The following is a 24561-nucleotide window of genomic DNA, read 5'->3' as shown; positions in this document are numbered from 1 at the left end:
GCCACACTTTGTTATCCAGTACTTAGCCCGCGCTCAATGTCAATTCTCGTATGTTTGTTGGCGGTAATAGCGCAATTCCCGGAGTTAACGTGACGATACGTAGGCCTTACCCCGGAAACGGAAACAGAACGTTAATCGTCGGTGGCGGGCGCGGCCCGGCGCTCGGTCCGGGGGCCCTCCAGCTCCACGTCCGGGAGCATGTCCCGGAGGTACCGGCCGGTGTGGGAGTCCTCGTCGCGCGCGACCTCCTCGGGGGTGCCGGCCGCCACGATCTCGCCGCCGTTCTCGCCGCCTTCGGGGCCGAGGTCGATGACGTGGTCGGCGTTCTTCACCAGGTCGAGCTCGTGCTCGATGACGACCACCGAGTTGCCCTTGTCGGTCAGCCGCTGGAGCACCTCGATGAGCTTGCGCTCGTCGGCCTTGTGGAGGCCGGTGGTGGGCTCGTCGAGCAGGTAGAGGGTGTCGCCGGTGTCCTTCTTGCCCAGCTCCTCGGCGAGTTTGACCCGCTGGGCCTCCCCGCCCGAGAGTGTCGTGGAGGGCTGGCCGAGGTTCATGTAGTCGAGGCCGACGTCCCGCAGCAGGCCCAGCCGGCGGGCGATGCGCTGGTCGTGCTCGAAGAACTCGTATGCCTCCTCGACCGACATCTCGAGCACGTCGGCGATGGTCTTGCCCTTGTAGGTGACGTCGAGGGTCTCGTCGTTGTACCGGGCGCCGTCGCACTCCTCGCAGGGGACGTACACGTCCGAGAGGAAGTTCATCTCGATCTTGACGGTGCCCTGCCCGCCGCACTCCTCGCACCGGCCGCCCTTCACGTTGAACGAGAACCGGCCCTTCTCGTAGCCGCGCTGCTTGGCCAGCTTCGTCTCGGCGAACAGCTCCCGGATGTAGTCGAAGACGCCGGTGTAGGTCGCGGGGTTCGACCGCGGGGTCCGACCGATGGGCGACTGGTCGATGAGCCGGACCTTCTCGACGTTGTCGATGCCCTCGATGGCGTCGTGGTCGCCGGGGTCGACGCTGGTGTTGTCGTTCATCTCGCGGGCCAGCCCCTTGTAGAGGATGTCGTGCATCAGGGTCGACTTCCCGGAGCCCGAGACGCCGGTGATGGCGGTGAACTGGCCGACCGGGATGTCCACGTCGAGGTCCTTGAGGTTGTGCTGGCGCGCGCCCTTGACGGTGATGCTGGCGTCGGAGTCGCGGCGCTCGTCGGGCACCGGGATCTCCTTGCGGCCCGCGAGGTAGTCGCCCGTGATCGACTCCTCGCACTGCTCGATCTCCTCGGTGGTGCCCTGGACGACGACCTCGCCGCCGCGCTTGCCGGGGCCGGGCCCCATGTCGATGACGTTGTCCGCCCGGCGCATCGTCTCCTCGTCGTGCTCGACCACGAGCAGGGTGTTGCCCAGATCGCGGAGCTCCTCCAAGGTGTTGAGCAGCCGGTCGTTGTCGCGCTGGTGGAGCCCGATCGAGGGCTCGTCGAGCACGTAGAGCACGCCCACCAGCCCGGAGCCGATCTGGGTCGCGAGCCGGATGCGCTGGCTCTCGCCGCCCGAGAGGGTCGAGGCCTCGCGGTCCAGCGTCAGGTACTCCAGCCCGACCTCCTCCATGAAGCCGAGCCGGGCCCGGATCTCCTTCAAGATCTCCTCGGCGATCTTGGTCTCGCGCTCGTCGAGCGTCCGCTCCAGCCCCTCGAAGTGCTCCAGGGCGTCGCCGATCGACATCTCGTTGACCTCGGTGATCGAGGTGCCGTCGACGTACACCGACCGGCTCTGCTCGTTGAGCCGGGTGCCCTCGCACTCGGGGCACTCGGTGACCGCCATGTACTCCTCGATGTGGTCGCGGGTGCTGTCGGAGTCGGTCTCGACGTACCGGCGCTCGAGGTTGGGGACGACCCCCTCGAAGCGCTCGTCCTTCTCGCGGGTGCCGTTCTTCGTGGTCCACTCGAAGTGGACCGTCTCGTCGGTCCCCCAGACGAACGCCTCCTGGACGTCCTCGGGCAGGTCCTCGAACGGGGTGTCGAGGCTCACGCCGAAGTGCTCGGCGACGTTGTCGAGCTGGCGCCGGTAGTAGGTCCGGTTGTAGCTCCACGGCTCGAACACGTGCTTGAGCGGCTTGGAGGGGTCCTGGACGACGAGGTCCTCGTCGACCTCCTTCGTCTCGCCGATGCCCTCACACTCCGGGCACGCGCCGTGGGGGCTGTTGAACGAGAAGCTCCGGGTCTCGATCTCCCGGAAGTCGATGCCGCAGTGGGTGCAGGCCAGGTCCTCGGAGAACTCGACGACCAGCCGGTCGTCGACCTCGCCGTCGTCGCCGTCGTCTGCGAGGTCGCCCGTCGAGCGCGCCGTCGCGCCGCCGAGGTCCTCGGCTGCCCCCTCGGGCGGGTCGGGCAGGATGACCTTCAGCACCCCGTCGGCCTCCTCCAGGGCGGTCTCGACGCTGTCGGTGATGCGCGACCGGGCCTCGGGCGAGACCTTCACCCGGTCGACGATGACGTCGACGTCGTGGTCGTAGTTCTTGTCGAGGTCGGGCCGGTCCATCGTGAGGTCGAACGACTCGCCGTCGACCTCGACCCGGCCGTACCCCTCCGAGACCAGGTCGTCGAACAGGTCCTCGAACGCGCCCTTCTGGTCGCGGACCACGGGCGCCGCGATCTTCGCGCGGGTGCCCTCGGGGAGTTCGAGCACGCGCCGGACCATGTTCTGGGCGCTCTGCTCGCCCACCTCGCGGCCGCACTCCGGGCAGTGCGGGGTGCCGATGCGGGCGTACAGCAGCCGGAAGTAGTCGTGGAGTTCGGTGACGGTCCCGACCGTCGACCGGGGGTTGTTCGCGGCGTTCTTCTGGTCGATGGAGATGGCCGGCGACAGCCCCTCGACGTTCTCGACCTGGGGCTTGTCCATCTGGCCCAGGAAGTTGCGGGCGTACGCCGACAGGCTCTCGATGTACCGGCGCTGGCCCTCGGCGTACACCGTCTCGAACGCCAGCGAGGACTTGCCCGACCCCGACAGTCCGGTCACCACGTTGAACGCCTCGCGCGGGATGGAGACGTCGAGGTCCTTGAGGTTGTGTTCCTCCGCTCCCTTGACGTCGATGTACTCCTTGCTCATCGTTTGCGTGTGCGAGGAGAATGCTCGTCAGCGTACTGTGCCGTCTCGTTCATCAAGAGGAGACAGGGATTCAGGCCACTTAACGCAACTGTAATGCGGCGACCCCCGTCGTCCGGCGACGCGGCCCCGACGCCCGAAGTCGGTCGCAAAGACCGGGCTTTTATCGGTGCCCCGAGTAGACGCGCGCATGAGCTACCGCGTCGACGAGATCGACAAGCGCATCCTCTACCACCTTGCCGACGACGCACGGAACACCACGGCCCCGACCATCGCCGAGGAGGTCGACGTCACGCCGGCCACCATCCGCCACCGCATCCGCCAGCTCGAGGAGGCGGGCATCATCGAGGGGTACCACGCCGACATCGACTACGAGCGGACCGACGGCCGCATCGTCAACCAGTTCACGTGCACCGTCCCGGTGGGCGAGCGCCGCCGGCTGGCCCAGGCGGCGCTCGGGGTCTCGGGCGTCGTGAACGTCCGGAAGCTGATGGCGGGCCGCGAGAACCTCGTGGTCACCGCGGTCGGGACCGACACAGACGACATCAGCCGCATCACGCGGGAGCTCTCGGACCTGGGCCTCGAACTCGAGCGCGAGGACATCGTCCAGGACGAGCTGTTCCACCCCTACCACCCCTTCAGCCCGGACGACGACCCCGGCCGGCGGTCGCTCGCCGACGTCCAGAGCCTGACCGGCGGCGCGGAGGTCATCGAGTTCACCGTCCCCGACGACGCCGAGATCACCGGCCTGACCCTCGAGGCCGCCAACGAGTCGGGCATCATCTCCGACGAGTCGCTGGTCGTCAGCATCGAGCGCGGCGACGCGGTGCTCACCCCGAAGGGCGACACCGTCGTCGAGGCCGGCGACGTCGTCACGCTGTTCGCCCCCGAGTCCGTCTCCGACGAGACGGTCGCGGCGTTCGAGGCCGAGTCGGCCGAGTGACCGGCACGGGGACGCCGGCGGCCCCGGCCCGCGTCGGTGCGGTCCCCGACCGTTAGGCCCGCTTTACCCCGCTCGCCCGCCACCGGACTTTTTCATCGCGGTCGGCGTAGCGCCGGGGCATGGATGCCGAGAAGGCGTTCGCGCTCGCCCTGCTCGCGGTCGCGCTCTACGCGTCGCTGCTCGTCGTCTGGCCGTTCTTCACCTACGTCGCGCTCGCGGTGCTGCTGGCCTACACGCTGTTCCCCCTCCAGCGCCGCCTCGCGCCCCGGGTCGGCCCGCGGAAGTCGGCGGTCGTCCTGATGGTCGCCTCCACGTTCCTGTTCGTGCTCCCGCTGGCCCTCCTGCTCCGGGTGGTCGTCCGGCAGGCGGTGGCCGCCGTCGAGGGCTTCCAGTCGGCCGACGTCCGGGAGGAGGTCGCGCTGGTGCGACAGTTGCTCATCGACTCGTTCGGGGTCGATCCGTTCGACTACGTCGACCAGGCGCTCCAGGAGGTGGCCGGCGTCGTCCAGTCGGGCGCGGGCCGGGCGGTGCAGGGGGCGTCGGGGTTCCTCGGCGGGGTGTCGAAGGTGATGCTCGGCCTCACGGTGTTCGGGTTCGTGCTGTACTACCTGCTCGTCGGGGGCGAAGGGACCGTGGCGTGGTTCCGCGAGGTGACGCCGCTCCCCGAGCGCGTCCAGGACGAACTCCTCGCCGAACTCGACCGCCTCACCTACGCCGTGCTGATCACGACGCTGGTCATCGCGGTCGTGCAGGCGGTGCTCACCGGCGCCGCGCTGCTGGTGCTCGGCTTCTCGAACGTGCTGTTCTGGACGGTCCTCGCGGTCGTGCTGGGCATCCTCCCGCTCGTGGGGTCGATGTTCATCTGGATCCCCGCCGCGCTGTACCTGTTCGCGGTGGGCCGGTTCGTCGGCGGGGCGGCGCTGCTCGTCTACGGGTTCGGGGTCGTCAACCTCACCGACAACTACCTCCGGCCGGTCGTCGGCGGCCGGAGCGCGAACCTGAACCCCGCGATTCTCGTCCTGGGCATCTTCGGCGGACTCGCGGTGTTCGGGTTCATGGGAATCTTCGTCGGCCCCATCGTCCTCGGGTTCACCCGCGCTATCGTCGTGGTCGTCGTGCGCGAATACGCCTGATGACGGACCGGGCACCCGACCGCCTCCGGGGCCGCCCGCAGTGGTGACGGTGGGGGTCGTTCCGGCGGAATCAGCGACCGAACGAGTCCGTGACCTGTCGACACGATATACTGCAGTCATGCGATTATCCCGGTTCGAAACGACCGTCGATAACGCACTTGACAAAAGATTTAATAAGAACCGCGAACAATCTTCAACCGGAATCGAGGTGACCCACGATGGCACTGCCGACCAGCCCTGCCAGCTCGTGGATGCAGAACCTCGACCTGCCCTCCCGACTCTTCGGGCAGGACTCGTTCGGTGGTAACGACTACGAACTGTACGAGGAGGACGACGAGTTCGTCCTCACCGTCGACATGCCCGGCTTCGAGACCGACGAGATCGACCTGGCGTGGGACGACGGCGTGCTGAACGTGGCGGCCGAGCACGTCGACGAGGACCGGAACCGGAAGAAGACCTACCACCGCCGGTTCCGGTTCCCCCGCGAGGTCGACGAGGACGGCATCGAGGCGTCGTACACCAACGGCGTCCTCGAGGTCCGGCTCCCGGCCCGCGGCGCGACCACCCGCGGCAAGACCATCCCCATCGAGAGCTGAGCCGCGGTAGCGCCGCGCGGCCGGCGTAGCGTCACCACCGACCCTCCGATTTTCGCCCGGCCCGGACGCCCGTAGCGGTGCCCGGGCCCGGACTCGCGGCTCGTCCGGTCCGGCTCTCACGTCCGGCTCGGCTCCCGGCCCGTCCGTCCGCAGTCGGGTAGCCGAGCACACCGGGTAGTCGCGCATCCGACGGTCGCAGACACACGCTCCCGTAGCGAGGTGAGACGAATCCATGGCGAGCACGCTCCTGGTACTCGGCGCAGCGACAGCGGCGTTCGTCGGCGTGAACATCGGCGGCTCCTCGACCGGCGTGGCGTTCGGCCCCGCCACGGGCAGCGGCGCCGTCTCGATGCGGCAGGCGGCCGCCCTGATGGCCGCCTTCGCGCTGCTCGGCGGCGCGACGGTCGGCACCAACGTCGTCCACACGCTGGGCGAGGAGTTCGTGCCGCCGCGGTACTTCACGCTGGAGGCGTCGATCGGCATCCTGCTGTTCACCGGCCTCTCCATCCTGCTCGGCAACGCGCTCAAGGTGTCGGTGTCCACGAGCGAGACCGCGGTCGGCGCGGTCGTCGGGATGGGCGCGGCGCTCGACGTCCTCCGGTGGGAGACGGTCGGCGTCGTCGTGATGTGGTGGTTCGTCTCCCCGCTGGTGGCGTTCTGGGTCGCCGGGTTCTTCGGCCGGTACCTCTACGACTCGCTGGTCGACCGGCTCGACCTCCGCGACCGGCTCGGCCCGGCGACGAGGCTGGCGGTCGTGGGCATCGGCTGCTACATGGCGTTCTCGGCCGGGGCGAGCAACGTGGCCAACGCGGTCGCGCCGCTGGTCGGCGCCGGCGCGATGAAGATGACCCCGGCCGTGGCGCTCGGCGGCCTGGCCATCGGCGTCGGCGCGTTCGTCCTCGGTCCGCGGACGATGGAGACGGTCGGCGAGGAGATCACCGACCTCTCGCTGGAGGCGTCGCTCGTCGTGGAACTGCTCGCCGCCTCGATCATCACCGCGCTGAGCTGGGGCGGCATCCCGGCCAGCCTCGCGGTCACGACGACCGCCTGCGTCATCGGGCTCGGCTGGGGCCGGGCGAGCCGCCGCATCCCGCTGGAGGCCGCCGTGCGGCCGGAGGGACTGACCGCCGGCGAGCGCGAGACGTGGCGCGACGACCAGCTCGAGCTGTACGACCCCCGGACCACCAAGCGGGTCGTCTCGACGTGGTTCGCCACGCCGCTGCTGGCCGGCGCGACCGCCTACGCCGCCTTCGAGGCGGCGACCCGCCTCCCCGTCGCCTGAAACCATGCTCCGGAACGCACTCGGCGACCGCGAGGTCCGGTTCTACGTCGAACTGCTCTACGGCCTGCTGTTCGTCGGCGGGTTCGCCTTCCTCGCGTTCGAGGTCGACCCCCGGGTCGCGGCGTTCGAGGGCGGGCTCGTCGTCGGCTACCTGCTCCGGGTCTGGGAGAAGATGTCGATCTACGAGCGCGTGCTCGAACGCGCCGTCTCCGAGGAGGCCGAGGAGCAGGTCGCGACCGAGCTCGACGAGCGGGTCGGCGAGCGCGTCGACACCGAGGTGCGCCAGCAGATGGACGGCGTCTCCGACCGCATCGACGAGGAGGTCGCGGCCCAGGTCGACGAGCAGGTCGAGGCCGAGGTCGAACAGCAGGTGGACGCCGAACTCGACGAACAGGTGGAGGCCGAGGTCGAGCAACAGGTCGAGCGCGCCCTCGAAACGGAGTCCGGCGACGAACGCGAGGAGACGGCCTGACCCGCCCCGCGGCACGAAAGTATTTGGGGCCGCCGTCCGACCCCCCGTCATGGTCTCCGACATCGCCGCCCTCGACCTGACCGACGACGAGTACACGGTGGTCCAGTCGCCGATTCGGAACAAGTACAAGGCCTACGACGCCGCCGGCGACCTCGTCCTCCGGGGCAAGCAGAAGCTGTTCAAGCTCAAGGAGGAGTTCCCGTTCGTCGACGCGGAGGGGAACCCGGCGTTCACCGTGAAGGCCGGCGGCGTCTTCGACTTCGCGGGCGACTACGCGCTGGTCGACGACCGGACCGGCGAGACGGTGGTCGTGCTCGACCGCAACTTCACCTTCGTCGTCGACAAGTGGACCCTCCGCGACCCCGACACCGGGAACCCGGTCGCGGAGATCACCTCCAAGAGCAGGCTGGTCTCGTTCCTCCGCCACCTCAGCGAGCTCTTCGGGCTCATCCCCCACGAGTACGAGATCACGGCCCCGGACGGCCGCCACGTCGGCACCATCGACGGTCGGTTCTCGCTCAAGGACACGTACGACGTGACCATCGACGACGACGCCGGAATCCCGAAGGAGGCGGTCGTCGCGGCCGCGATGGTGGTCGACGCCATCGAGGGGAACTGAGCCGAGCGTAGCGAGGCGAGGGTCGGAAGACGCGGTTCGTCTCCCGGAACTGAGCAGAACTCGGGGTTCTGCGAAGGTCGAAGGACGCTGTCCTTCGGAACTGAGCCGAGCGTAGCAGGGCGGTGGGGAAGAGCCAGCCCGTCCTTCGGAGCCGGAGCGCCGCTCCGAGAACTGCGGGTTCCGCGACCGTCGCGGCTTCGACTCGGCTGTTCCGTTTTAAGTGGAAGGCGTCGTTACGACGCGGTATGCGCAGTTACACCATCACCGAGATCTGGGACATTCCGATTCGGGTCAACACCTCGTTGCTGCTCTTCCTCCCGATTCTCGTGTGGCTGATCGGCAGCGGCCAGCAGATCGAGCTCTACGCCGGACTGATCGAGGGGCTGACGGGCGTCGGGTTCGATGCCGAGCGCCTCAGGGCCGGTCTCACGCCGTGGCTCATCGGCGTCGCCGCGGCGCTCGGCCTGTTCGCGAGCGTGACGCTGCACGAGCTGGGCCACTCCTGGGCCGCGCTCAGGTACGGCATCGAGATCGAGTCGATCACGCTCTGGATCCTGGGCGGCATCGCGTCGCTGAAGACGCTCCCGAAGGAGTGGGACCGCGAGTTCTGGATCGCCATCGCAGGTCCGGCGTCGAGCATCCTCGTCGCGGCGGTCTGTTGGGCCGTGACCCTGCTCCTCCCGGGCTCGCTCCAGCTGTCCCGGTTCGTCGTCGGCTGGCTCGCCATCACGAACCTCACGCTGGCCGCGTTCAACCTGCTCCCGGCGTTCCCGATGGACGGCGGCCGGGTGCTCCGGGCGCTGCTGGCCCGGTCGCGCCCGTACGGCACCGCCACCCGGATCGCCGCCCGGGTCGGCGTCCTGTTCGCGTTCCTGTTCGCCGTCGTCGGCGTGCTCAACTTCCAGATCATCATGCTGCTGCTGGCGCTGTTCATCTACGGGGCGGCGACCACCGAGTCCCGGACCGTGCTCCTCGACGAGCTCCTCGAGGGGTTCACCGTGGGCGACATCATGACGAGGGATCCGGCGACGGTCCCGGCAACGACAACCATCGACGAGTTCGGCGACCTGATGCTCCGCGACCGCCAGACCGCCCACCTGGTCACGGACGACGGCGGGGCCGTCGTCGGCGTCGTGACGCTCGCCGACCTGCGGCGGGTCGACCGCGACGACTGGGCGACGACGCGGGTCCGGGACGTCGTCCGGGAGCTCCCGGAGGTCGAAGCGACCGCCGACGCCTTCGACACGCTGGCGCTGCTGACCCAGTCCGGGTCGCCGACCGCGCTGGTCGAGTCGGACGGGGAGCCGGTCGGAGTCCTCACCGAGTCGGACTACGGCCACGCGCTGACGATTCGGCGGGGGTACTGACGGCCCCGGGATCGGGCACCCGGGTCAGTACTCCGGAATCCGGGCCGACCGGTCGCTCCCCTCGACGAACGGCAGGTCCGCGAGCTCCGCCGGCACCTCCTCGCCCCCGACCCGGACCGACAGGTCGGCGTCCGGGTCCCCGCCGACGTCGAAGTCCACCGCGGCGAACGCGATCGGCGCCTCGACGCTCGGGCTCTCGACCGCGCGGGTCACCTCGCCGACCGCCTCGTCGCCGCGGAAGACGGCCGCCCCCGCGTCGGGCACCGCCTCGGGCCGGAGCCCGACGAGTCGCTGGCTCGGCTGGCCGCGGTTCTCCACGCGGGAGACGACCTCCTGGCCGACGAAACACCCCTTGTCGAAGTCCACGGCGTTCCGGAGTCCGACCACGTTCGGGATGCGGCCCGCCAGCTCGGTCTCGAACAGCGGCGTCCCGGCTTCGAGGGTCAGCGACTCCCACGTCCGGCGGCCGAACGGGGCGGCGTTCAGCCCCTGGGTCAGCAGGGTGTCGAAGACGAGCTCGGCGTTCGCCCGCTCCTCGCCGGTCTCGTTGACCGTCGTGCCGGTGGCGCAGACCACCTCGTACCCCTCCTCGCCGGTCGGTGCGTCGGTCCGGATCACCGTGACGCCGACCTCCGACATCCGCCCGCGGACGAACGAGAGGTGGCCCTCCGGCGAGGACGCGCCGTTGAGCACGCTGGCGATCTTCTCGGTCGCCTTCGGTCCGTGGACGCCGAACACGGCGAAGTCGTCGCTGGCGACGTCGATCTCGACGTCCTGGATGAACACCTTCTCGCGCCACTCCTCGGCCAGCGGGCGGGCCTCGCCCGGCGGGACGAACAGCAGGAGCTGCTCGCCGGCGTTGTAGACGTACATGTCCAGCTCCGCGCCGCCCTGCGGGTCGAGCAGGAGGGCGTACACCCCGGCGCCGTCCTCGCCGGGTACGTCGTTCGACACCACGTTGTCGACGTACTCGACCCGGTCGTCGCCGCGGACGACCACCACGCCGTACGGCATCTCGGTCACGCCGACCACCCGCCGGACCGCACCGTGGGCGCGCTCCGGCCGGCCGTAGTCGGCCGGGACGCGCCGGCCGCCTACCTCCGTCCACTCGGCCCCGAGGTCGGTCTGCTGGCCCTCGATGACAGTCATCGCTACGGACGTTGGGTCCGGGCCGGGATTAAACGGTCGGAATCGGCGAGTCGGGCGGCGCTCCGGTCCCCGTCCGGTCGCTCGGCGGCTTCAGCGGCCTCGGCGGACAGGTGGCGGTCGTCGCGACCCGCGGCTCACAGCGGGAGTCGGTCGATGACCCTGTCCACGAACGACTGCTCGTCGACCTCCTCGTCCGGGTCCGGAATCACCCGGTCGTCGGGGCGGATCAGCGTCCGGCGGTCGCGCTTCTCGGCGGAGATGAGGTCGTCCTGCTTGAGGTTGGCCAGGGCGGTCTCGAGCTCGTCGATGTCGCTGTCGACGTGGGAGCGAATCTCGAAGACGGTCATGCCCTCGTCGCTCCGGTCGACGAGGGCGTCGAGCACCGCGACTTCGACCGCGTCGCGGTCGCGGTACTCCCGCTTTGCCTTCATACCCGGCAGTAACACCGGCGGGCTTTTACCTTTATCTGAAAACGGAGTCGGCGCGAAAGCCGAGAGTATTAAACCGCGAAACGCCTCACGCTACTGTATGAGAGTCAAGTCCCGTCACCACCTCCGGAGCGACGAGGTGGGCGACATCGAGGACCGCCTCGCCGACCGCCTCGGGGTCGACCTGGACGCCGACACCTACGAGCTCGTCGAGCTCGAGGACTCGGAGTTCGACGTCGTGCTCGTGGACGGCGACCCCGCGGTGCTGTACTACCAGGACGAGCCGTTCCTCACGGTCCGGGGCGCGAACCAGTACCCGCCCCAGAACCGGGTGGTCACCGTCGACGCCGGCGCGGTGTCGTTCGTCAGCGACGGCGCGGACGTGATGCGGCCCGGCATCGTCGAGGCCGACGCGGACATCGCGGCGGGCGACCTGGTGGCCGTCGCCGAGGAGTCCCACGGCAAGGTGCTGGCCGTCGGCCGCGCGAAGACCGACGGCGACGACATGGTCGGCGACGAGGGGAAGGTCGTCGAGTCGGTCCACCACGTCGGCGACGACCTCTACGAGTTCGACGTCTAGAAACGACCTTTTCCAGCGGGCGCGCCCCGAGAGGCGCGCCCTTGCAAAAGCTCGACCAAAACCACGGCGGTCGTCCCGTTGGTCCTCCCTTGGTCCGCTCGCTCGGGCTCCGCCCTCGCTCGCGGTGAGTGCGCTTGCTTCGCTCCTGATGCTACCCGCTCCGCCACACCCACCAGCCGAGCGCGGCGATGCCGGCGCCGAGCAGCACGCCCGGTCCGACCGGGACCACCGCCTCGTCCGGGACGACGCCGCCGACCGCCAGCGACAGCGAGACCACCAGGCCGGCCGGGAGCGCGCCCGCGAGCAGCGCCGCGCCGACGCGGGGCGGGACCTCGTCCCAGAGCAGCCCCGCGCCGAACGCGACGGCGCCGGCGAGCGCCAGGAAGTACGACCACACCGAGAGGGTCCACCCGACGAGCAGCCCGGCGGCGACGTAGGCCGCCGACCCCGCGAGCGCGCCGAGCAGCCCCGCGAAGAACGCGACGAACCCCGCGGTCGTGCCGCCGCTCCACGACGCCTGCGTCCGGACGTAGTGGCCCCCGACCCCGACCGCCGCCAGCCCGAGTACGAGCGGCACGAGGACGTCGAGCGTCCCGTAGCCCAGCACCGACGCCCCGCGGTCGGCCGCGAACGTCAGCACCGCTCGGGCCGCCCAGCCGAGTCCGCCCGCGACGCCCGCGGCGCCGGCCGCGCGGAGGCGCCGGCCCGACTCGCCCGGCGACATGCGGCTACTCGCCGCGCCCGTCGGCCGCCTCGTCCGCGCCGTCGCCGCTCGTCTCGGCCTCGCCCCCGTCGTCTGCGGCGTCGAGCGCGTCGTCCTCGTAGGCCTCCTCGTAGCGCTCGACCGCGGCCTCGAACCCCTCCCGGGCGAGCTCGTAGGTCTCGCGCAGGTCCTCGATCGGCGTCTCGGTCGCGTCGACCCGGAGGTCGTCGTAGTACGGCTCCATCTCGCGGTCCTCGGTCGACTCGACGAGGAGCGCGGCGCTCTGGACCCGGAGGTCCTCGCGCTTGTCGCCGCCCTCGGCGTGGCCCGCCGCGAGCGCGTCGATCAGTCGCTCGGCGAGCGGCGCGTCGGCCTCGCCGTCCGGCCCCGGCGCGCGCTCCGCGTAGGCGTCGGCGGTGGCCTCGACGACGGACTCGCCGGTCAACAGGTTGCCCGCGACCGTGAAGTTCTCGCGCTCGACGTGGCCGTACCAGCCCTTGCACTCCTCGCCCGAGAAGGCGAAGGTGCCCTCGGCGTCGACGCCGTGGAGCTGGCGCTGGGCCGCGCCCTCGTCGGCGTTGAGCAGCGCCTCCAGGGCGTCCTCAACGGCGAGCCCGTCGTCGAGGTACTCGACGCCCTTCCGGCCGAGCTCGACGTTGACCAGGCTCTGGGTCGCCACGGCGCCGTTCTCGCTGGCGAACGGGCAGAGCGTGCCGACCGCCGGCAGACGAGTGGTGACCGCGACCCCGAACCGGGTCTGTTCGTCGCCCGATTCGTCGACGTACTCCTCGCGGACGCAGATGCTGAATGTCACACTCCATCCGACGGAGCGGCGGGCCAAAAAACTCGGTCTGTCGGAAGCCGATTCGCTCGGTCCCGGCGTCGATCAGACGGACTCGGTGTCGGAGGTGCTGTTGCCGGCCGCGTCGGTCACCGTCAGTCGAATCTCGCTCGCGCCGCCCTTGGACTCCAGGTAGTCCGTCCCGGACGCGCTGGAGCCGCTGACGTCGTTGCTCTCGGTGGCCAGCACCGACCCGGACGAGTCGAGCAACTCGGAGGTGACGTCCGCGAGGTCGGCGTCGGCGTCGCTCACGCTCCAGTCGACGTAGTAGCGGGTCCACGCGGGGTTGCTGTCGTCGGTCAGCGCGAACTGGTCGATGCTCGGGGCGCTGTCGCCGGTGGCGTTGTCGACGGTGACGGTTATCGTGCTCGACTCGGTCGTCGCGCCGTCGCTGTCGGTCGCGCGGGCCTGCACGGTGTGGTCGCCGTCCGCGACGCCCGTGGTGTCCCAGTCGTACTCGTAGTAGCCGCCGGCGGAGTCGTAGGCGGCGCTCCGCCACGTCCCGCCGTCGATGGAGACGTCGACGTCGAGAGTGGTGTCGTCGTCCTCGCTGTCGCCCGCGTCGACCTGCACGGTGACGGTTCCGGCGACCGTGTCGCCGTCGCTCGGACTGACGAGCGCACACGAGGGCGAACTGTTCGACCCGCCGGAACCGCCGAGCGCCGCCTCGACGTCCAACAGGCCGTGACCCTGCTCGTTCGACGAGAGGCCCAGGTCCTCGGCGGTGTCCCGGAGCTGCTGGCGGGCCTCCTTGTTGGTGTAGCCGTTGGCCATCAGCTGGCCGCCCGCGCCCGAGACGTGGGGGCACGCCATCGACGTGCCCGAGAAGGTGTCGTAGCCGCCGATGACCGTCGAGTAGACGTCGCTGCCGGGCGCCGCGAGCTCGACCTCCGGTCCCGTGCTGGAGAAGCTCGACAGCGAGTCGTCGCTGCCGGTCGAGCTGACCGCCACGACCGTCGAGTAGGCGGCCGGGTAGCCCACGCAGTCCGAACACGGGCCGTCGTTTCCGGCGGCAGCCACGAGCAGGACGCCCTTGTCGTAGGCGTACTGGCAGGCGTCCTTCACGGTCTGGGAGCCGGAGCTCGCCCCGAGACTCAGCGAGCCCACGTCGTATCCCTTGTCGGCGACCCACTCGATGCCCGCCGCCACGTCCGAGAACGACCCGCTCCCGTTGCTGTCGAGCACCTTGACGGCGTGGAGCGTGGCCTCCGTGGAGACGCCGACGACGCCCTCGGCGTTGTTCGCGGCGTCGGCGATGCCCGCGCAGTGGGTCCCGTGGTCGTTGTCGTCGGACCAGGGGTAGTTGCAGTTCGACCCCCGGCAGTCCACGAACGCCTTCCCCTCCCCGACGTTGGCCCGGAGGTCGGGGTGGTCGTCGTCGATGCCGGTGTCGATGATGGCGATGTCGGCGCCCTCGCCGGTCTCGCCGTCGTCGTGTACCAGGTCGGCGTCGACCCGGTCGACGCCCCACGGCAGGGTCTGGGCGAACGCCTCCATCGTCCCGTTCAGTTCGACGTAGCGAACGTCGGGCCGGTTCCGCAGCCCCGGCACCGCCTGCGCCGCGACGGTGACGGTGAGCGCGTCGAAGGCGAACTCCCGGACGACCTCGCTGGCCGCCTCGACCGCGGCCGCGCGTCCGCTCTCGGCGCCGTACCCCACGTTGACCTCGACGGTCTCCGACGCACCCGCGAGGCCCGCCGTGCCCGTGACCGCTACGGCGCTCCCCGCGGCCCGCAGAACGTTCCGCCTCGACACTCGATTTCTATTATCGGACATCCTGTGGTAAAGTATACCATAAAATCATAAGCATTTCTAACGGAAAGTGAAAATTATATCTCGGCTGGGAGGTTGTGTTACGAAGTCTCGAACCGGGGCCGCGGTCGATCGTCGACGGGTAGTCCCGTCGGACGGGGAGGAGACCGTGCGAGCAGCGCGCGACGAACCGCCGGGCGTCGGCCGGGGGAATCGGAGGCGGGCCGATGCGGTCGGGCACCTTGCACGCCCGTCTGACGTAAGAACTATACCGTTTCGACCGGCCCATGTGCCTATGGGCTTCATGAGCAAGATCCTCGGCGATCGGGACGCACACACCGCCGAGGACTACGTGGAACTCAACCTCGACGACTTCGACACGGCGTCGGGCGACGCCGCGATGCAGGTTCACATCGCCGAGATCCAGGGCCAGCAGGACGTCATCGCCATCAAGGACGCCATCTACGACGGCGACCTGGTGGTCGCGGACATCACCCGGCTCCGGACCGAGGACACCACGGTCGAGCGCATCACCAACGAGCTCCAGCAGGTCGCCCGCGAGGTCGACGGCGACATCGTCCAGAAGGGCGACGACCAGATCCTGGTCACCCCGACCGGCGTGAAGGTCAGCCGCGAGAAGCTCTCGCGCTGACCCCGGACTTCTCCTCTACTCCAGCGCGCGCTCGACGCTGCCCGCCACGCTCCGGGCCTTCTCGGCGAGCTCGGGCGCGACGTCTCCGTTCTCGACGGCCTCGTCGAGCTCGTCGTCGTCGACGCGCTCGACCCCGCCGTCCGGGAACTTCACCACGTCGACGTGGAGGTCGACGTACCGGGCGGCGCCGGGGAACAGCTCGACCGGCGTGCAGATATTGACGTAGGTCCCCTTGCGCTCGCCGTCCGCGCTCCGGTAGACCGTGGGGTACCACCACCGGCCCTCCCGGAACTTCGTGACCGCGACGTCGCCGCGCTCGCGGTCGGTCCCCAGCGCGTCGTAGGTGCCCCGCCCGGACATCTCGCGGCGGACGGTCACCTTCCCCTCCGCCGGGTCGCACTCGGTGACCTCGCCGCGGCCGAGCGAGAAGCACCGGCCGTCGGGCTTGCCGTGGGCGATCTCGACGCTGTCGCCCTCGCTCGGGCCGAACTGCCGGAGGGCCGCCCCGGTGGGGAAGTCGTCGTCCGCAGTACCGAGGCCTTCGGTTCCCGCCCACAGGTCCTCGACGAAGTCGACCGCGGCGCTGGCCGACTCGCGGGCCGCCTTCACGCGGTGGTGGCCGGGCATGGTGGTCGTCACCCGGCGGCGGTCGGCGTCGAGCGCGAACCGCGACTCCCGACCGAACCAGCACCAGGTCGTCGCCTCGGGCGCGGCGAGCCGCCGGGGCAGGTCGCCGCCGGCGTCCGGCGAGTCGGGGGCGTCCGCGAGCGCGTCGTCGACCGCCTCGGCCCGGTCGACCGCCCGGGAGAGGGCGTCGTCCATCGCGTCCATCCCGGCGTCCTCGGCGGCGTACTCCCAGCGGACGCCCCACCCGTCGGGCACCTCGGTCGGCAGCATCTCGGTCGTCCGGGCGAGCTCGGTCCGGGTCGCCTCGTCGCCCGCGGCGACCACCCGGTCGACCCCGGTCGAGAGGCTGGCGACCCCGCCGAACGCCTGGATGTCGGTCCCGAGCACCGGCCGGTGGTCGGCCCACGGCGGCGCGGGGTCGTGGACCTGGACCCGGACCCGGTCGCCCGCGTCGATGCGGCGGTCGACCCTCCCGAACGAGAGGTACCCCTCCCGGTCGCCGAGGTCGACGACCGCGCCGCCGCCCAGGGTGTCGGTCACCGGCGCGTCGAACACCGCCCCGCGCGGGGCCGGGTCCGTCCACCGGAAGGTGTCGACCCCGACCGCGGCGAGGTCGTCGGCCACCGCCGCGACGGCGTCGGGGGTCCCCGAGACGCCGACGCCCTGCCGGTCGTCGGTGGTCTCGACCGCGGCGTCGTACTCGGCGGCGTCGAACTCGGCGTCGAACCGCCGCCGGATGGGCGGGGAGGCCTGGACGACGTCGAACGCCTCGCGGAGGCGCACGGTCAGCGCGGTGGCGTAGATGCCCCGGACGCGGACCCTGCTCATAGCTCCTCGCGGGCGGTCGCGAACCGCACCCGGTCGTGGATCGTCGGGCCGAGCGTGAGCTCGACCACCTCGTCGCTCAGCACCCGGCCGCCCTCGACGTAGGCGCCCCACGAGTCGAACCGGAGCCAGCCCCGGACGTCCTCGCTGTGGGTGAACAGGTCGGCGTACTCGACCGTATGTTCGGGGTACTCGTCGGCGCTGTGGGTCAGGTCCATGTCGGAGTACACCGTCTCGCGGTCGTCGAAGAACGATTCCAGTTCGTCGGCGGTGCGTTCCGCGTCGGCCGCCGCGGCGTCCGCGGCCTCCCGGAGCGTCTCCTCTGAGACGCCGGCCTCGCGGAGCGCCCGGCGCATGCGGGGGTCGAGGCTCATACCGGACGGTCGGGCGGCGTTCCCTTCGGTGTAGCGGTTCGGGCGAGAAGAGACGGTGGTCGCCGGTCGAACCCGCGTCGTTCGCGCGGGCGTCGTTCGGTCGGTTCCCGGTCTGTCACGCAATCGGTTCTCGCTCGGTCGCGCGATCGGTTTCCGATCGAGTCGGCGACTCAGTCGTCGGCCGGGACGGTGCCGGTCCAGTTGGCGTCGGTGGTGGCGCTCGTCGGCCCGAGGTCGGGCATCTCGCGTTCCTCCGCGGGCTCTCCGGTCTCGGCCGCTCGCTCCGAATTCTCCTCCTCGTCCCCGCTCGGCGGGGCTGTGTACATGAGTCCTCGGCTCTCGCTGCGGTACGTCGTCATACCGGAATCTGAGCCCCGTTCTCGATGATAAGCGTTCCCCTGCCAGTCCTAATGGTGTATTATCACAATTAAGGTATCATAGGCCGGCCGGGAGCCAGATAATTGGTACTGGGATTCCTACCTCCGGGCAATGGCACGTGAACGCGATCCGATAGAAGAAGGCGCGACCGACTCCGCGGACCTCTACGACGTCGCGACCTGGGAACCCCGGAGCCGGCTCGATAGGCTGTCGGGCGGCGTCTACCGCGGGATGCGGCGGCTCGGCCGGGCCGTGCTCGTCCTGCTCGCGCTGGCCATCCTCGTCGCCCAGTTCGCGCTGACCGGCCTCGCCGCCGTCACGGACCCCCTCATCGGCGCGTTCGTCCTCCTGTCGGTCGTCCCGGCGTTCGGGCTGGCGGCCTACATCTGGTACGCCGACGTGACGACCTCCGAACCGCTGGTGCTGCTGGTCGGGACCTTCCTGCTCGGGGTGCTGTTCGCGGGGTTCGCGGCCATCATCAACACGCTCGCGGCCGCGGTCACGCTAGTGCCGGTCGTCGGGATGGCGCTGTTCTTCTACGTGGTCGTCGCGCCGGTCGAGGAGACCGTCAAGTGGCTCGCGGTCCGGCTCTACGCCTTCCGGAGCGACCGGTTCGACGCGGTCATCGACGGCGCGGTGTACGGCGCGATGGCGGGGCTCGGCTTCGCCACCATCGAGAACGCCATCTACATCACCCAGAGCATCGCCGACGTCGGCGCCGTCGGCCAGCAGCAGATCGCCTCGGCCGGCCAGACCGCCGCGGTCCGCCTGCTCGCCGGGCCCGGCCACGTCATCTACTCGGCGTTCGCGGGCTACTACCTCGGCCTCGCGAAGTTCAACCGGGAGAACGCCGGCCCCATCGTGGTCAAGGGGCTGCTCATCGCGGCGTTCATCCACGCGACCTACAACACCCTGGTCACGTACCTCGACCCGATCCTGTCGCTGCTGGGGGTCGCGGTCGCGCCGGGCGTGGCGTTCATCGGCTTCGTGCTCGTCTACGACGGCGTCTTCGGCTACCTGCTCTACCGGAAGATCGCCCGCTACCGGGCCGCCTACCGCCAGGTCGACATGAACGAGAGCGTCTCGTTCGCGGACGACCGTGTGGGCCGCGACCGCGCCGACTTCGAGGAGTCGACCGACGGGGTCGGCGACTACGAGCACTCCGAGACGTCCGGCGACCGCCGCCGCGCCGAGGGCCCCTACGCCGACGAGGACCGGTCGGAGTAGCCCGCGGAGCCGTCTCGCACGACCGGTCAGGCCAGCGGGTCGCCCCCGGCGACCCGGTCGGCCAGCCACCAGCCGACCGCGCCCGACAGCCCGCCGAACGCGCCGAACGACACGGGCAGGGCGACGCCGACGCCCGCGACCGCCGCGTCGAACGCGGCGGCCGTCACGAGCCGCTGGACGTCGTGGGCGGCCAGCGTGACGCACAGCGCGCCGCCGAGCCCGCAGGCCAGCGCGCCGTGACGCAGCCCGTCGAGCGGGCTCCCGGCGGTCCGGTAGCCGACCGCGACGCCGATGGTCGCGACCGCCACGGCGGTCAGCGCCGCGCCGTCGACCCGGAGCGGGTCGGCGACGAGGTGGACCAGCACGAACCGGACGAACACCGCGCCCGACCCGAGCGCGACCGCGAGCCGATCGGCGTTCGAGAGGCCGACCTTCCGACCTCGCCAGCGCCCGAACGGCGCCGCCACCCGCCGGCGCTCGACCGCGCGGTCGACGGCTGTGACGACCAGCCCCACCAGTCCGGTGCCGAGCAGCCCCGCGCCGGCCGTCGCCGCCGTCGGCTGCGCGCCGGGGGCGAGCGCCGAGGCTCCCACGGCGAGCGCGCCGGCGACGATCAGTCCGGCGAGGAGTTCCGCAGTTCGCATGGGATTCCGATTTCGATGCTTCGGTAAAAAACTTCGTCAGACGCGTTTCGGCAACCGAGGGGGTCGCGTCGGTGCCCGGGTCGTCACCGTCCGGGCGGTTCGGCGGCTACGGTCGCGGAACTCGGCGGTGATCGGTCTAGTCCGCCCGGGCTTACCGCTCGGGCGCTTCCAGCACGTCCTCGGTCTTCGCGTCGTCCAGTTCGAACCCCGCGTCGTCGAGGAGTCGCTCGGCGTACTTGGCGATGACGTCGACCTCGAGGTGGACCGGATCGCCGACCGACTTCGCCGAGAGGTTGGTCACCGCCCGGGTCTCGGGGATGATCGCGACCGTGAAGCTGTCCTCGCCGCGGTCGGCCACCGTGAGGCTGATGCCGTCGACCGCGACCGACCCCTTGTCGACGACGTACCGGCCGTACCCTTCGGGGACGGCGAACTCGTACTCCCAGCCGCCTCGCGGGTCGCTTCGCTCACCGCTCGGGTCCTCCGAGGCGCTCCGCGCCTCGCTATCCTCCCCGACCTCGCGCACGTCGACGACCTCGGCGGTGGTGTCGACGTGGCCCTGCACGACGTGGCCGTCGAACCGGCCGTCGGCGGGCATGGCCCGCTCGAGGTTCACCGGGTCGCCCGGTCCGAGGTCGCCGAGGTAGGTCTTCGCGACCGTCTCGCTCGCGAGGAACACCTCGAACCAGTCGGGCCCGTGCTCCTCGACCGTGAGACAGACACCGCTGACGCTGACGCTCTGACCGCGGTCGAGCTCCCCCGTCACCTCGTCGCCCGCCACGCGGAGGCGCCGCCCGTCGTCGGTCGCGGTGACGTCGACGACCTCGCCGGCCTCCTCAACGATTCCGGTAAACATACCAGATTCGAGGCGCCGGTCGGATGAAAAGGATTGCGGAGTGGGTCGCGGCCCGACCGCCTCTCGTCGCGGACATCCCGTCGGCCGGCTAGTCCCGTCCGGTCTGGTCGGTCCGGACCCGCGAGACTTTTGCCCGCCCGCCCGGAACCGACCGGTGATGAAGGGTATCATCGGCACGCTCCAGCTGGCGGCGACGCTGGTCTTCGCGCTCCCGGTCGGCCTGCTCGGGGTCCAGTTACTGCTCGACGGTCAGCGCCTGCTGGGCGGGCTCTTCGTGGTCGTGGCGGTCGCGATGGTCGTCCTGGAGGAGTACCTGACCACTCCGACCGACGTCCCGGCCGCCGTCGCCGAGAAGACGGTGAGCAAGGTGGCCGAGACGCCCGACGACGAGGAGTGACGGTAACGCCGCCCCGGCGCGGCGTGACCGCGACGACGGCTGCGCTTCCTGGCGAACGCTGATACGGCCCAGGCACTGCTGGGGTGCGAGCGTCCGAAAAAGCGCGTCGCGGGATCGACCGCCGCGGTCGGTCGAGTCGACCCCGCGGCCGGCCGCCGGTTCAGGCGTCGGGGTCGGCCGCCGACCCGCCGCCGTCGGTGGCCGCGGGCTTGGGCTCGAACTCGGTGGCGTCGAAGCCCGGGCCGGTCTCGCCGTCGCGGTCGCCGACCTCGAACTGGTCGACCAGCGCCTGGAGGTTCCGGGCCGACTCCGACACCTCCTGGACGTTGCGCGAGACGTCGTTTATCGCGGCGGTCTGCTCCTCGGTCGCCGACGACACGCTGGAGGCCTCGGCCGCGGTCTCCTCGCTCACGCTCGACACCTCGTCGACCATCGAGACGACCTCCTCGGTCGAGACCGCCTGGTCCTCGGTCGCGTCGGAGATCTCCTCGACGCCGTGCTCGGCGTCCTCGATGACGTCCGCGATGTCGTCGAACTGCTCGATGGCGCTCTCGATGGTCTCGGAGCCGGTCTCGACCCGCTCCTGCATCGCCTGCATGTCCCCGACCGTGTCGCCGACGTGGTCCTGGATGTCGTCGATGAGCTCCTCGACCTCCTCGGTGGCGTCGCCCGCCTCGCTCGCCAGGGTCTTGATCTCGTCGGCGACCACCGCGAACCCCTCGCCGGCCTCGCCGGCGCGGGCGGCCTCGATCGAGGCGTTGAGCGCGAGCAGGTTGGTCTGCTCGGCGATGTCGGTGATCAGCCCGACGATCTCGTTGATGGCGTCGATCCGGTCGCCCAGGTCCTCGACCTGCTCGACCGCGGTGTCGGCCTCCGACTCGATGGCGCCGATCTCCTCGATGGCCTCGCCGGCCCGGTCCCGGCCCCGGTCGGCCAGGTCGGCCGCCTCGTTGGCGGTCCGGACCACGCCGTCGGCCGAGGAGGCGATCTCCTCGACGGTCGCCGACAGGTCGTTCATCTCGCTGGCCGCCTCCTGGAGCTGCTCGGTCTGGCGCTCGGCGCCGTGGGCGATCTCCTCGACCGACTCGGCGGTCGCCTGGCTGGCGGCCTCGATCTCCTCGGCGCTGGTGGCGGTCTCGTCGCTCACCTCGGCGAACCGGTTCGCCAGGCCCTTGACCTCGGCCAGGCTGCGCTCGACCTCGCTCAGCCCGGCGTCGAGGTCGGCCATCACCGCGCCGTACTGGCCGGGCAGGTCGGTCTCGACGTCCTGGTCGAGGTTCCCCTCGCGGAGCTGCTCGCTCGCCTCGCGGATCTGGTCGAAGCTCGCGCCGAGCTGTTCGACGCCCGACTCGAGGTCCGCGAGCACCGCCCCGTACTCGCCGGGGAGGTCGGCGTCGACGTCCGTGTCGAGCTCGCCCCGCTTGATGTGCCGGCTGGTCTCGCGGATCTCGTCGAACCCGGCCTGGAGCCGGGCCACGCCGTCGTCGATGTCGGTCATGATGGCGCCGAACTCGCCCGGCAGGTCGGTCTCGACGTCCTGGTCGAGGTTCCCCTCGCCGAGGTTCTCGCTGACCCGCCGGAGCTCGTCGACCTGCCGCCTGAGGTTCGCCTGCATCTCGGCGAACGCGTCGGCGAGCTCGTTTATCTCGTCGTTGGGTGTCGAGACGTCGACCTCCTCGTCGAACCGGCCCTCGGCCAGCGCGGTGGCCCGGTCGCGGACCCGCTCGATGGGCCGGGAGAAGTACTGCGCCAGCTTGTACCCCAGCCCCACGACGACCACCACGATGAGCCCGACCAGCCCGAGGATCAGGTTCCGCGCCGACGTCGTGCGCTCGCTCACCTCGCTGCCGAGCGCGGCCGCCGGCCCGGTGACGTCCTCCTCGGGCACCGTGGCCAGCAGCGAGAACCGCTTGTCGCCGAACCGGAGCGGCGCGTAGGCCACGTAGTACCGGCTCTCGTCACCGCCCGCGGGCCGGGTGTACGTGTCGAGCCCCGACTCGCCGGCGAGGATGCGGTCCTTCGCGATGCCGGAGAGCGACCCCCATCTCGCGTCCTCGGCGACGTTCGACCCTGCGGCGACCAGCGATCGGTTCGGGTGACTGAGCAACCGACCGTCCCCGTTCACGACCGAGAGGTGGCCGCTCTCGCCGATCGTGACGCCGTTGGTCAGCCGCGAGAGGATCGAGAAGTTGAACCGGAGCGCGACGGTGCCCGCGTAGGCCCCGTCGTGGTACACCGGCGTGGCGACGTACATCCGGAGCGAGCCGTCGACCCGGTGGACGTCGCCGACGTGGACCCAGCCCTTCTCGAGGCTGTCGGTGCCCCGGTACCACGACGTGTCGGCGTACGAGGTGTCCGTCACCGACTCGGTGGCGACCTCACCGCCGTCGGTCCGGGACGCCTTGAGGATGCCCTGGCCGGTTTCGTCGGTCAGGATGACCTGGTCGTACGCGGGCACGTCCACGCCGTCGACTGTGACGGCGCGGTTCTTCATGTAGCTCCGGAACGACTCGTTGATGCCGTCGCGGGCGTTCGCCACCGCGGCGGTCTGGAGCTCGTAGTAGTAGACGCTGGGCGCGAGCACCCAGTCGAACTCCTCGTAGTAGGTGTAGGCGATGAACTTCTGCTCGAGCGGGTTGCCCTCCTGGGTGGTGTCCTCCCACTCGTAGGTGGCGATGCCCCAGTCCGAGCCGTTCCTGATGGCCGGGTCCGACTCGACGTTCGACTTGATCTCGTCGAACACGGTCAGCGAGGCGTCCTCCTTCAGGTTGAACCCGTCCGCGAGGCTGTGGTGCGAGACGATGTTCGAATCCTTGTCGGTGATGTACGCGTACCCCGTGTCGCCGATGTACCCCGGCTGGAACATCTGGGACAGCGTCCCGTCGGGCGCGGTCCCGTTACCGGTCGTCCCGACGAGGATGCGCTCGACCTGGCGCTCGACCTCGCGCTTCTCGGCCGCCGACAGCTCCTCCCAGCTCCGGCCGTTATAGCGCTCTTCGAGCACCGTCTGCTTGGTCGACTCGATGGTGTCGTGCATCTGGAGCGCCGTGTACCCGACCTGCCGCTGGCTCTGCTTCCGGATGAGTTCCATCTGGCCCGCGCTCGCCGCCTCGTAGTTCTGGACCGGTCTGGAGTCGGCAAGCGACACCGCGTCGATGCGCCGCACGTTGAGCAGGTTCTGGAACTCCTCCTGCCTGGCCGCGACGCTGTTGTTCAGTTCGCCCGTGACCTGGCGCTCCATGTGCTCGGTGCTCTGGTCCTGGGCGTACGACCCGACGGCCTGCATGTTCTGGAGGCCGGCCATCCCGACCGCCGCGACCGGCACCAGCGAGATTATCAGGAACACCACGATGAGGTTCGTCCGTATCTTCATCGGGTTCCGCCTCCCTCGGCCGCCGACCGCTCGTCCGTCCCGCCGGACGACGCTTCTCGCGCGCCGGACGTGTCAGTGTTCGAGTAATCGCTGTTCCTGCCGCTTGGTCCCATTTCTCCCATCAACCGTAATCAAAAATTCGTTTATATAAAGGTTGGCACGGGTTTGTTATCTTTGATAACCTCGCGGTTAATTTCCTTCGGGTCGTGTCGGCGGAATACGACGTGCCGCGTCGTCACCCGAACCCG

At 70.3% G+C, this 24561-nt stretch carries 23 protein-coding genes; 11 read left to right on the top strand and 12 right to left on the bottom strand.

Features of this window, described 5'->3' with window-relative positions; translation table 11 throughout:
* Nucleotides 1-131 precede the first annotated feature (131 nt).
* The gene (uvrA, locus tag ACQUQF_RS16765) at nucleotides 132-3098 is read right to left on the bottom strand and encodes an excinuclease ABC subunit UvrA (RefSeq protein WP_435180239.1); all 2967 of its coding nucleotides are present in this window, start codon (nucleotides 3096-3098) and stop codon (nucleotides 132-134) included.
* A gap of 187 nt (nucleotides 3099-3285) precedes the next feature.
* Between uvrA and ACQUQF_RS16760 the strand changes: the two genes are divergently transcribed.
* The 7 genes from ACQUQF_RS16760 (at nucleotide 3286) to ACQUQF_RS16730 (ending at nucleotide 9507) form a co-directional block, all read left to right on the top strand.
* Nucleotides 3286-4038 (top strand): winged helix-turn-helix transcriptional regulator, encoded by a 753-nt coding sequence (locus ACQUQF_RS16760; RefSeq protein WP_435180238.1) that lies wholly within the window; start codon nucleotides 3286-3288, stop codon nucleotides 4036-4038.
* A 119-nt stretch (nucleotides 4039-4157) separates the two neighbouring features.
* Complete coding sequence (locus ACQUQF_RS16755; protein WP_435180237.1) at nucleotides 4158-5171, top strand: AI-2E family transporter; 1014 nt, start codon at nucleotides 4158-4160, stop codon at nucleotides 5169-5171.
* Nucleotides 5172-5389: 218 nt separating this feature from the next.
* On the top strand, nucleotides 5390-5767 hold the full coding sequence (locus tag ACQUQF_RS16750) for an Hsp20/alpha crystallin family protein (RefSeq protein ID WP_435180236.1): 378 nt from the start codon (nucleotides 5390-5392) through the stop codon (nucleotides 5765-5767).
* A 232-nt stretch (nucleotides 5768-5999) separates the two neighbouring features.
* Nucleotides 6000-7049, top strand: coding sequence for an anion permease (locus ACQUQF_RS16745; protein WP_435180235.1), 1050 nt, complete (start codon nucleotides 6000-6002; stop codon nucleotides 7047-7049).
* A gap of 4 nt (nucleotides 7050-7053) precedes the next feature.
* Nucleotides 7054-7521 (top strand): hypothetical protein, encoded by a 468-nt coding sequence (locus ACQUQF_RS16740; protein ID WP_435180234.1) that lies wholly within the window; start codon nucleotides 7054-7056, stop codon nucleotides 7519-7521.
* 49 nt (nucleotides 7522-7570) lie between these two features.
* The gene (locus ACQUQF_RS16735) at nucleotides 7571-8140 is read left to right on the top strand and encodes an LURP-one-related/scramblase family protein (RefSeq protein WP_435180233.1); all 570 of its coding nucleotides are present in this window, start codon (nucleotides 7571-7573) and stop codon (nucleotides 8138-8140) included.
* A gap of 245 nt (nucleotides 8141-8385) precedes the next feature.
* Entirely contained in the window at nucleotides 8386-9507 is a 1122-nt protein-coding gene (locus ACQUQF_RS16730) for a site-2 protease family protein (protein ID WP_435180232.1), read from the top strand.
* Nucleotides 9508-9531: 24 nt separating this feature from the next.
* Here ACQUQF_RS16730 and ACQUQF_RS16725 read toward each other — a convergent pair whose 3' ends face one another.
* Nucleotides 9532-10656: an aminomethyltransferase family protein gene (locus ACQUQF_RS16725; protein WP_435180231.1), complete on the bottom strand. Its 1125-nt coding sequence runs from the start codon at nucleotides 10654-10656 to the stop codon at nucleotides 9532-9534.
* Nucleotides 10657-10790: 134 nt separating this feature from the next.
* Nucleotides 10791-11087, bottom strand: coding sequence for a DUF6432 family protein (locus tag ACQUQF_RS16720; RefSeq protein ID WP_435180230.1), 297 nt, complete (start codon nucleotides 11085-11087; stop codon nucleotides 10791-10793).
* A gap of 97 nt (nucleotides 11088-11184) precedes the next feature.
* Here ACQUQF_RS16720 and ACQUQF_RS16715 point away from each other — a divergent pair, with 97 nt between their 5' ends.
* Entirely contained in the window at nucleotides 11185-11664 is a 480-nt protein-coding gene (locus ACQUQF_RS16715; protein WP_435180229.1) for an RNA-binding protein, read from the top strand.
* A 151-nt stretch (nucleotides 11665-11815) separates the two neighbouring features.
* Here ACQUQF_RS16715 and ACQUQF_RS16710 read toward each other — a convergent pair whose 3' ends face one another.
* The 3 genes from ACQUQF_RS16710 to ACQUQF_RS16700 all read right to left on the bottom strand — a co-directional run bounded on the left by ACQUQF_RS16710 (nucleotide 11816) and on the right by ACQUQF_RS16700 (nucleotide 14963).
* Entirely contained in the window at nucleotides 11816-12388 is a 573-nt protein-coding gene (locus tag ACQUQF_RS16710; RefSeq protein ID WP_435180228.1) for a hypothetical protein, read from the bottom strand.
* A 4-nt stretch (nucleotides 12389-12392) separates the two neighbouring features.
* Complete coding sequence (locus tag ACQUQF_RS16705; RefSeq protein ID WP_435180227.1) at nucleotides 12393-13181, bottom strand: DUF1028 domain-containing protein; 789 nt, start codon at nucleotides 13179-13181, stop codon at nucleotides 12393-12395.
* Between the two features lie 72 nt (nucleotides 13182-13253).
* Entirely contained in the window at nucleotides 13254-14963 is a 1710-nt protein-coding gene (locus ACQUQF_RS16700; protein WP_435180226.1) for a S8 family serine peptidase, read from the bottom strand.
* Nucleotides 14964-15255: 292 nt separating this feature from the next.
* Between ACQUQF_RS16700 and ACQUQF_RS16695 the strand changes: the two genes are divergently transcribed.
* Entirely contained in the window at nucleotides 15256-15612 is a 357-nt protein-coding gene (locus ACQUQF_RS16695; protein WP_115794796.1) for a cell division protein SepF, read from the top strand.
* A 15-nt stretch (nucleotides 15613-15627) separates the two neighbouring features.
* On the opposite strand, the gene ACQUQF_RS16690 is transcribed toward ACQUQF_RS16695, so the two are convergent.
* From ACQUQF_RS16690 to ACQUQF_RS16680, 3 genes are all read right to left on the bottom strand, one after another.
* Nucleotides 15628-17067 (bottom strand): DUF402 domain-containing protein, encoded by a 1440-nt coding sequence (locus tag ACQUQF_RS16690; RefSeq protein ID WP_435180225.1) that lies wholly within the window; start codon nucleotides 17065-17067, stop codon nucleotides 15628-15630.
* Nucleotides 17064-17438, bottom strand: coding sequence for a DUF7532 family protein (locus ACQUQF_RS16685; protein ID WP_435180224.1), 375 nt, complete (start codon nucleotides 17436-17438; stop codon nucleotides 17064-17066). The genes ACQUQF_RS16690 and ACQUQF_RS16685 overlap by 4 nt, the downstream gene beginning before the upstream one ends.
* Before the next feature lie 170 nt (nucleotides 17439-17608).
* On the bottom strand, nucleotides 17609-17797 hold the full coding sequence (locus tag ACQUQF_RS16680) for a hypothetical protein (RefSeq protein ID WP_435180223.1): 189 nt from the start codon (nucleotides 17795-17797) through the stop codon (nucleotides 17609-17611).
* A 130-nt stretch (nucleotides 17798-17927) separates the two neighbouring features.
* On the opposite strand from ACQUQF_RS16680, the gene ACQUQF_RS16675 reads away from it, so the two are divergent.
* Nucleotides 17928-19043: a PrsW family intramembrane metalloprotease gene (locus tag ACQUQF_RS16675; protein WP_435180222.1), complete on the top strand. Its 1116-nt coding sequence runs from the start codon at nucleotides 17928-17930 to the stop codon at nucleotides 19041-19043.
* Between the two features lie 26 nt (nucleotides 19044-19069).
* Here ACQUQF_RS16675 and ACQUQF_RS16670 read toward each other — a convergent pair whose 3' ends face one another.
* Together ACQUQF_RS16670 and ribE are read right to left on the bottom strand one after the other, a co-directional pair.
* Nucleotides 19070-19687: a hypothetical protein gene (locus tag ACQUQF_RS16670; protein ID WP_435180221.1), complete on the bottom strand. Its 618-nt coding sequence runs from the start codon at nucleotides 19685-19687 to the stop codon at nucleotides 19070-19072.
* A 151-nt stretch (nucleotides 19688-19838) separates the two neighbouring features.
* Nucleotides 19839-20543, bottom strand: a complete 705-nt coding sequence (ribE, locus tag ACQUQF_RS16665) for a riboflavin synthase (protein WP_435180220.1) — start codon at nucleotides 20541-20543, stop codon at nucleotides 19839-19841.
* Nucleotides 20544-20700: 157 nt separating this feature from the next.
* Between ribE and ACQUQF_RS16660 the strand changes: the two genes are divergently transcribed.
* On the top strand, nucleotides 20701-20940 hold the full coding sequence (locus tag ACQUQF_RS16660) for a DUF7533 family protein (protein ID WP_435180219.1): 240 nt from the start codon (nucleotides 20701-20703) through the stop codon (nucleotides 20938-20940).
* Nucleotides 20941-21100: 160 nt separating this feature from the next.
* Here ACQUQF_RS16660 and ACQUQF_RS16655 read toward each other — a convergent pair whose 3' ends face one another.
* Nucleotides 21101-24313: a methyl-accepting chemotaxis protein gene (locus ACQUQF_RS16655; RefSeq protein WP_435180218.1), complete on the bottom strand. Its 3213-nt coding sequence runs from the start codon at nucleotides 24311-24313 to the stop codon at nucleotides 21101-21103.
* Nucleotides 24314-24561 lie beyond the last annotated feature (248 nt).

It is taken from the genome of Halorussus sp. AFM4, from assembly GCF_051194995.1.
GTDB lineage: Archaea > Halobacteriota > Halobacteria > Halobacteriales > Haladaptataceae > Halorussus.
This window is presented reverse-complemented; position numbering and strand designations above follow the sequence as displayed.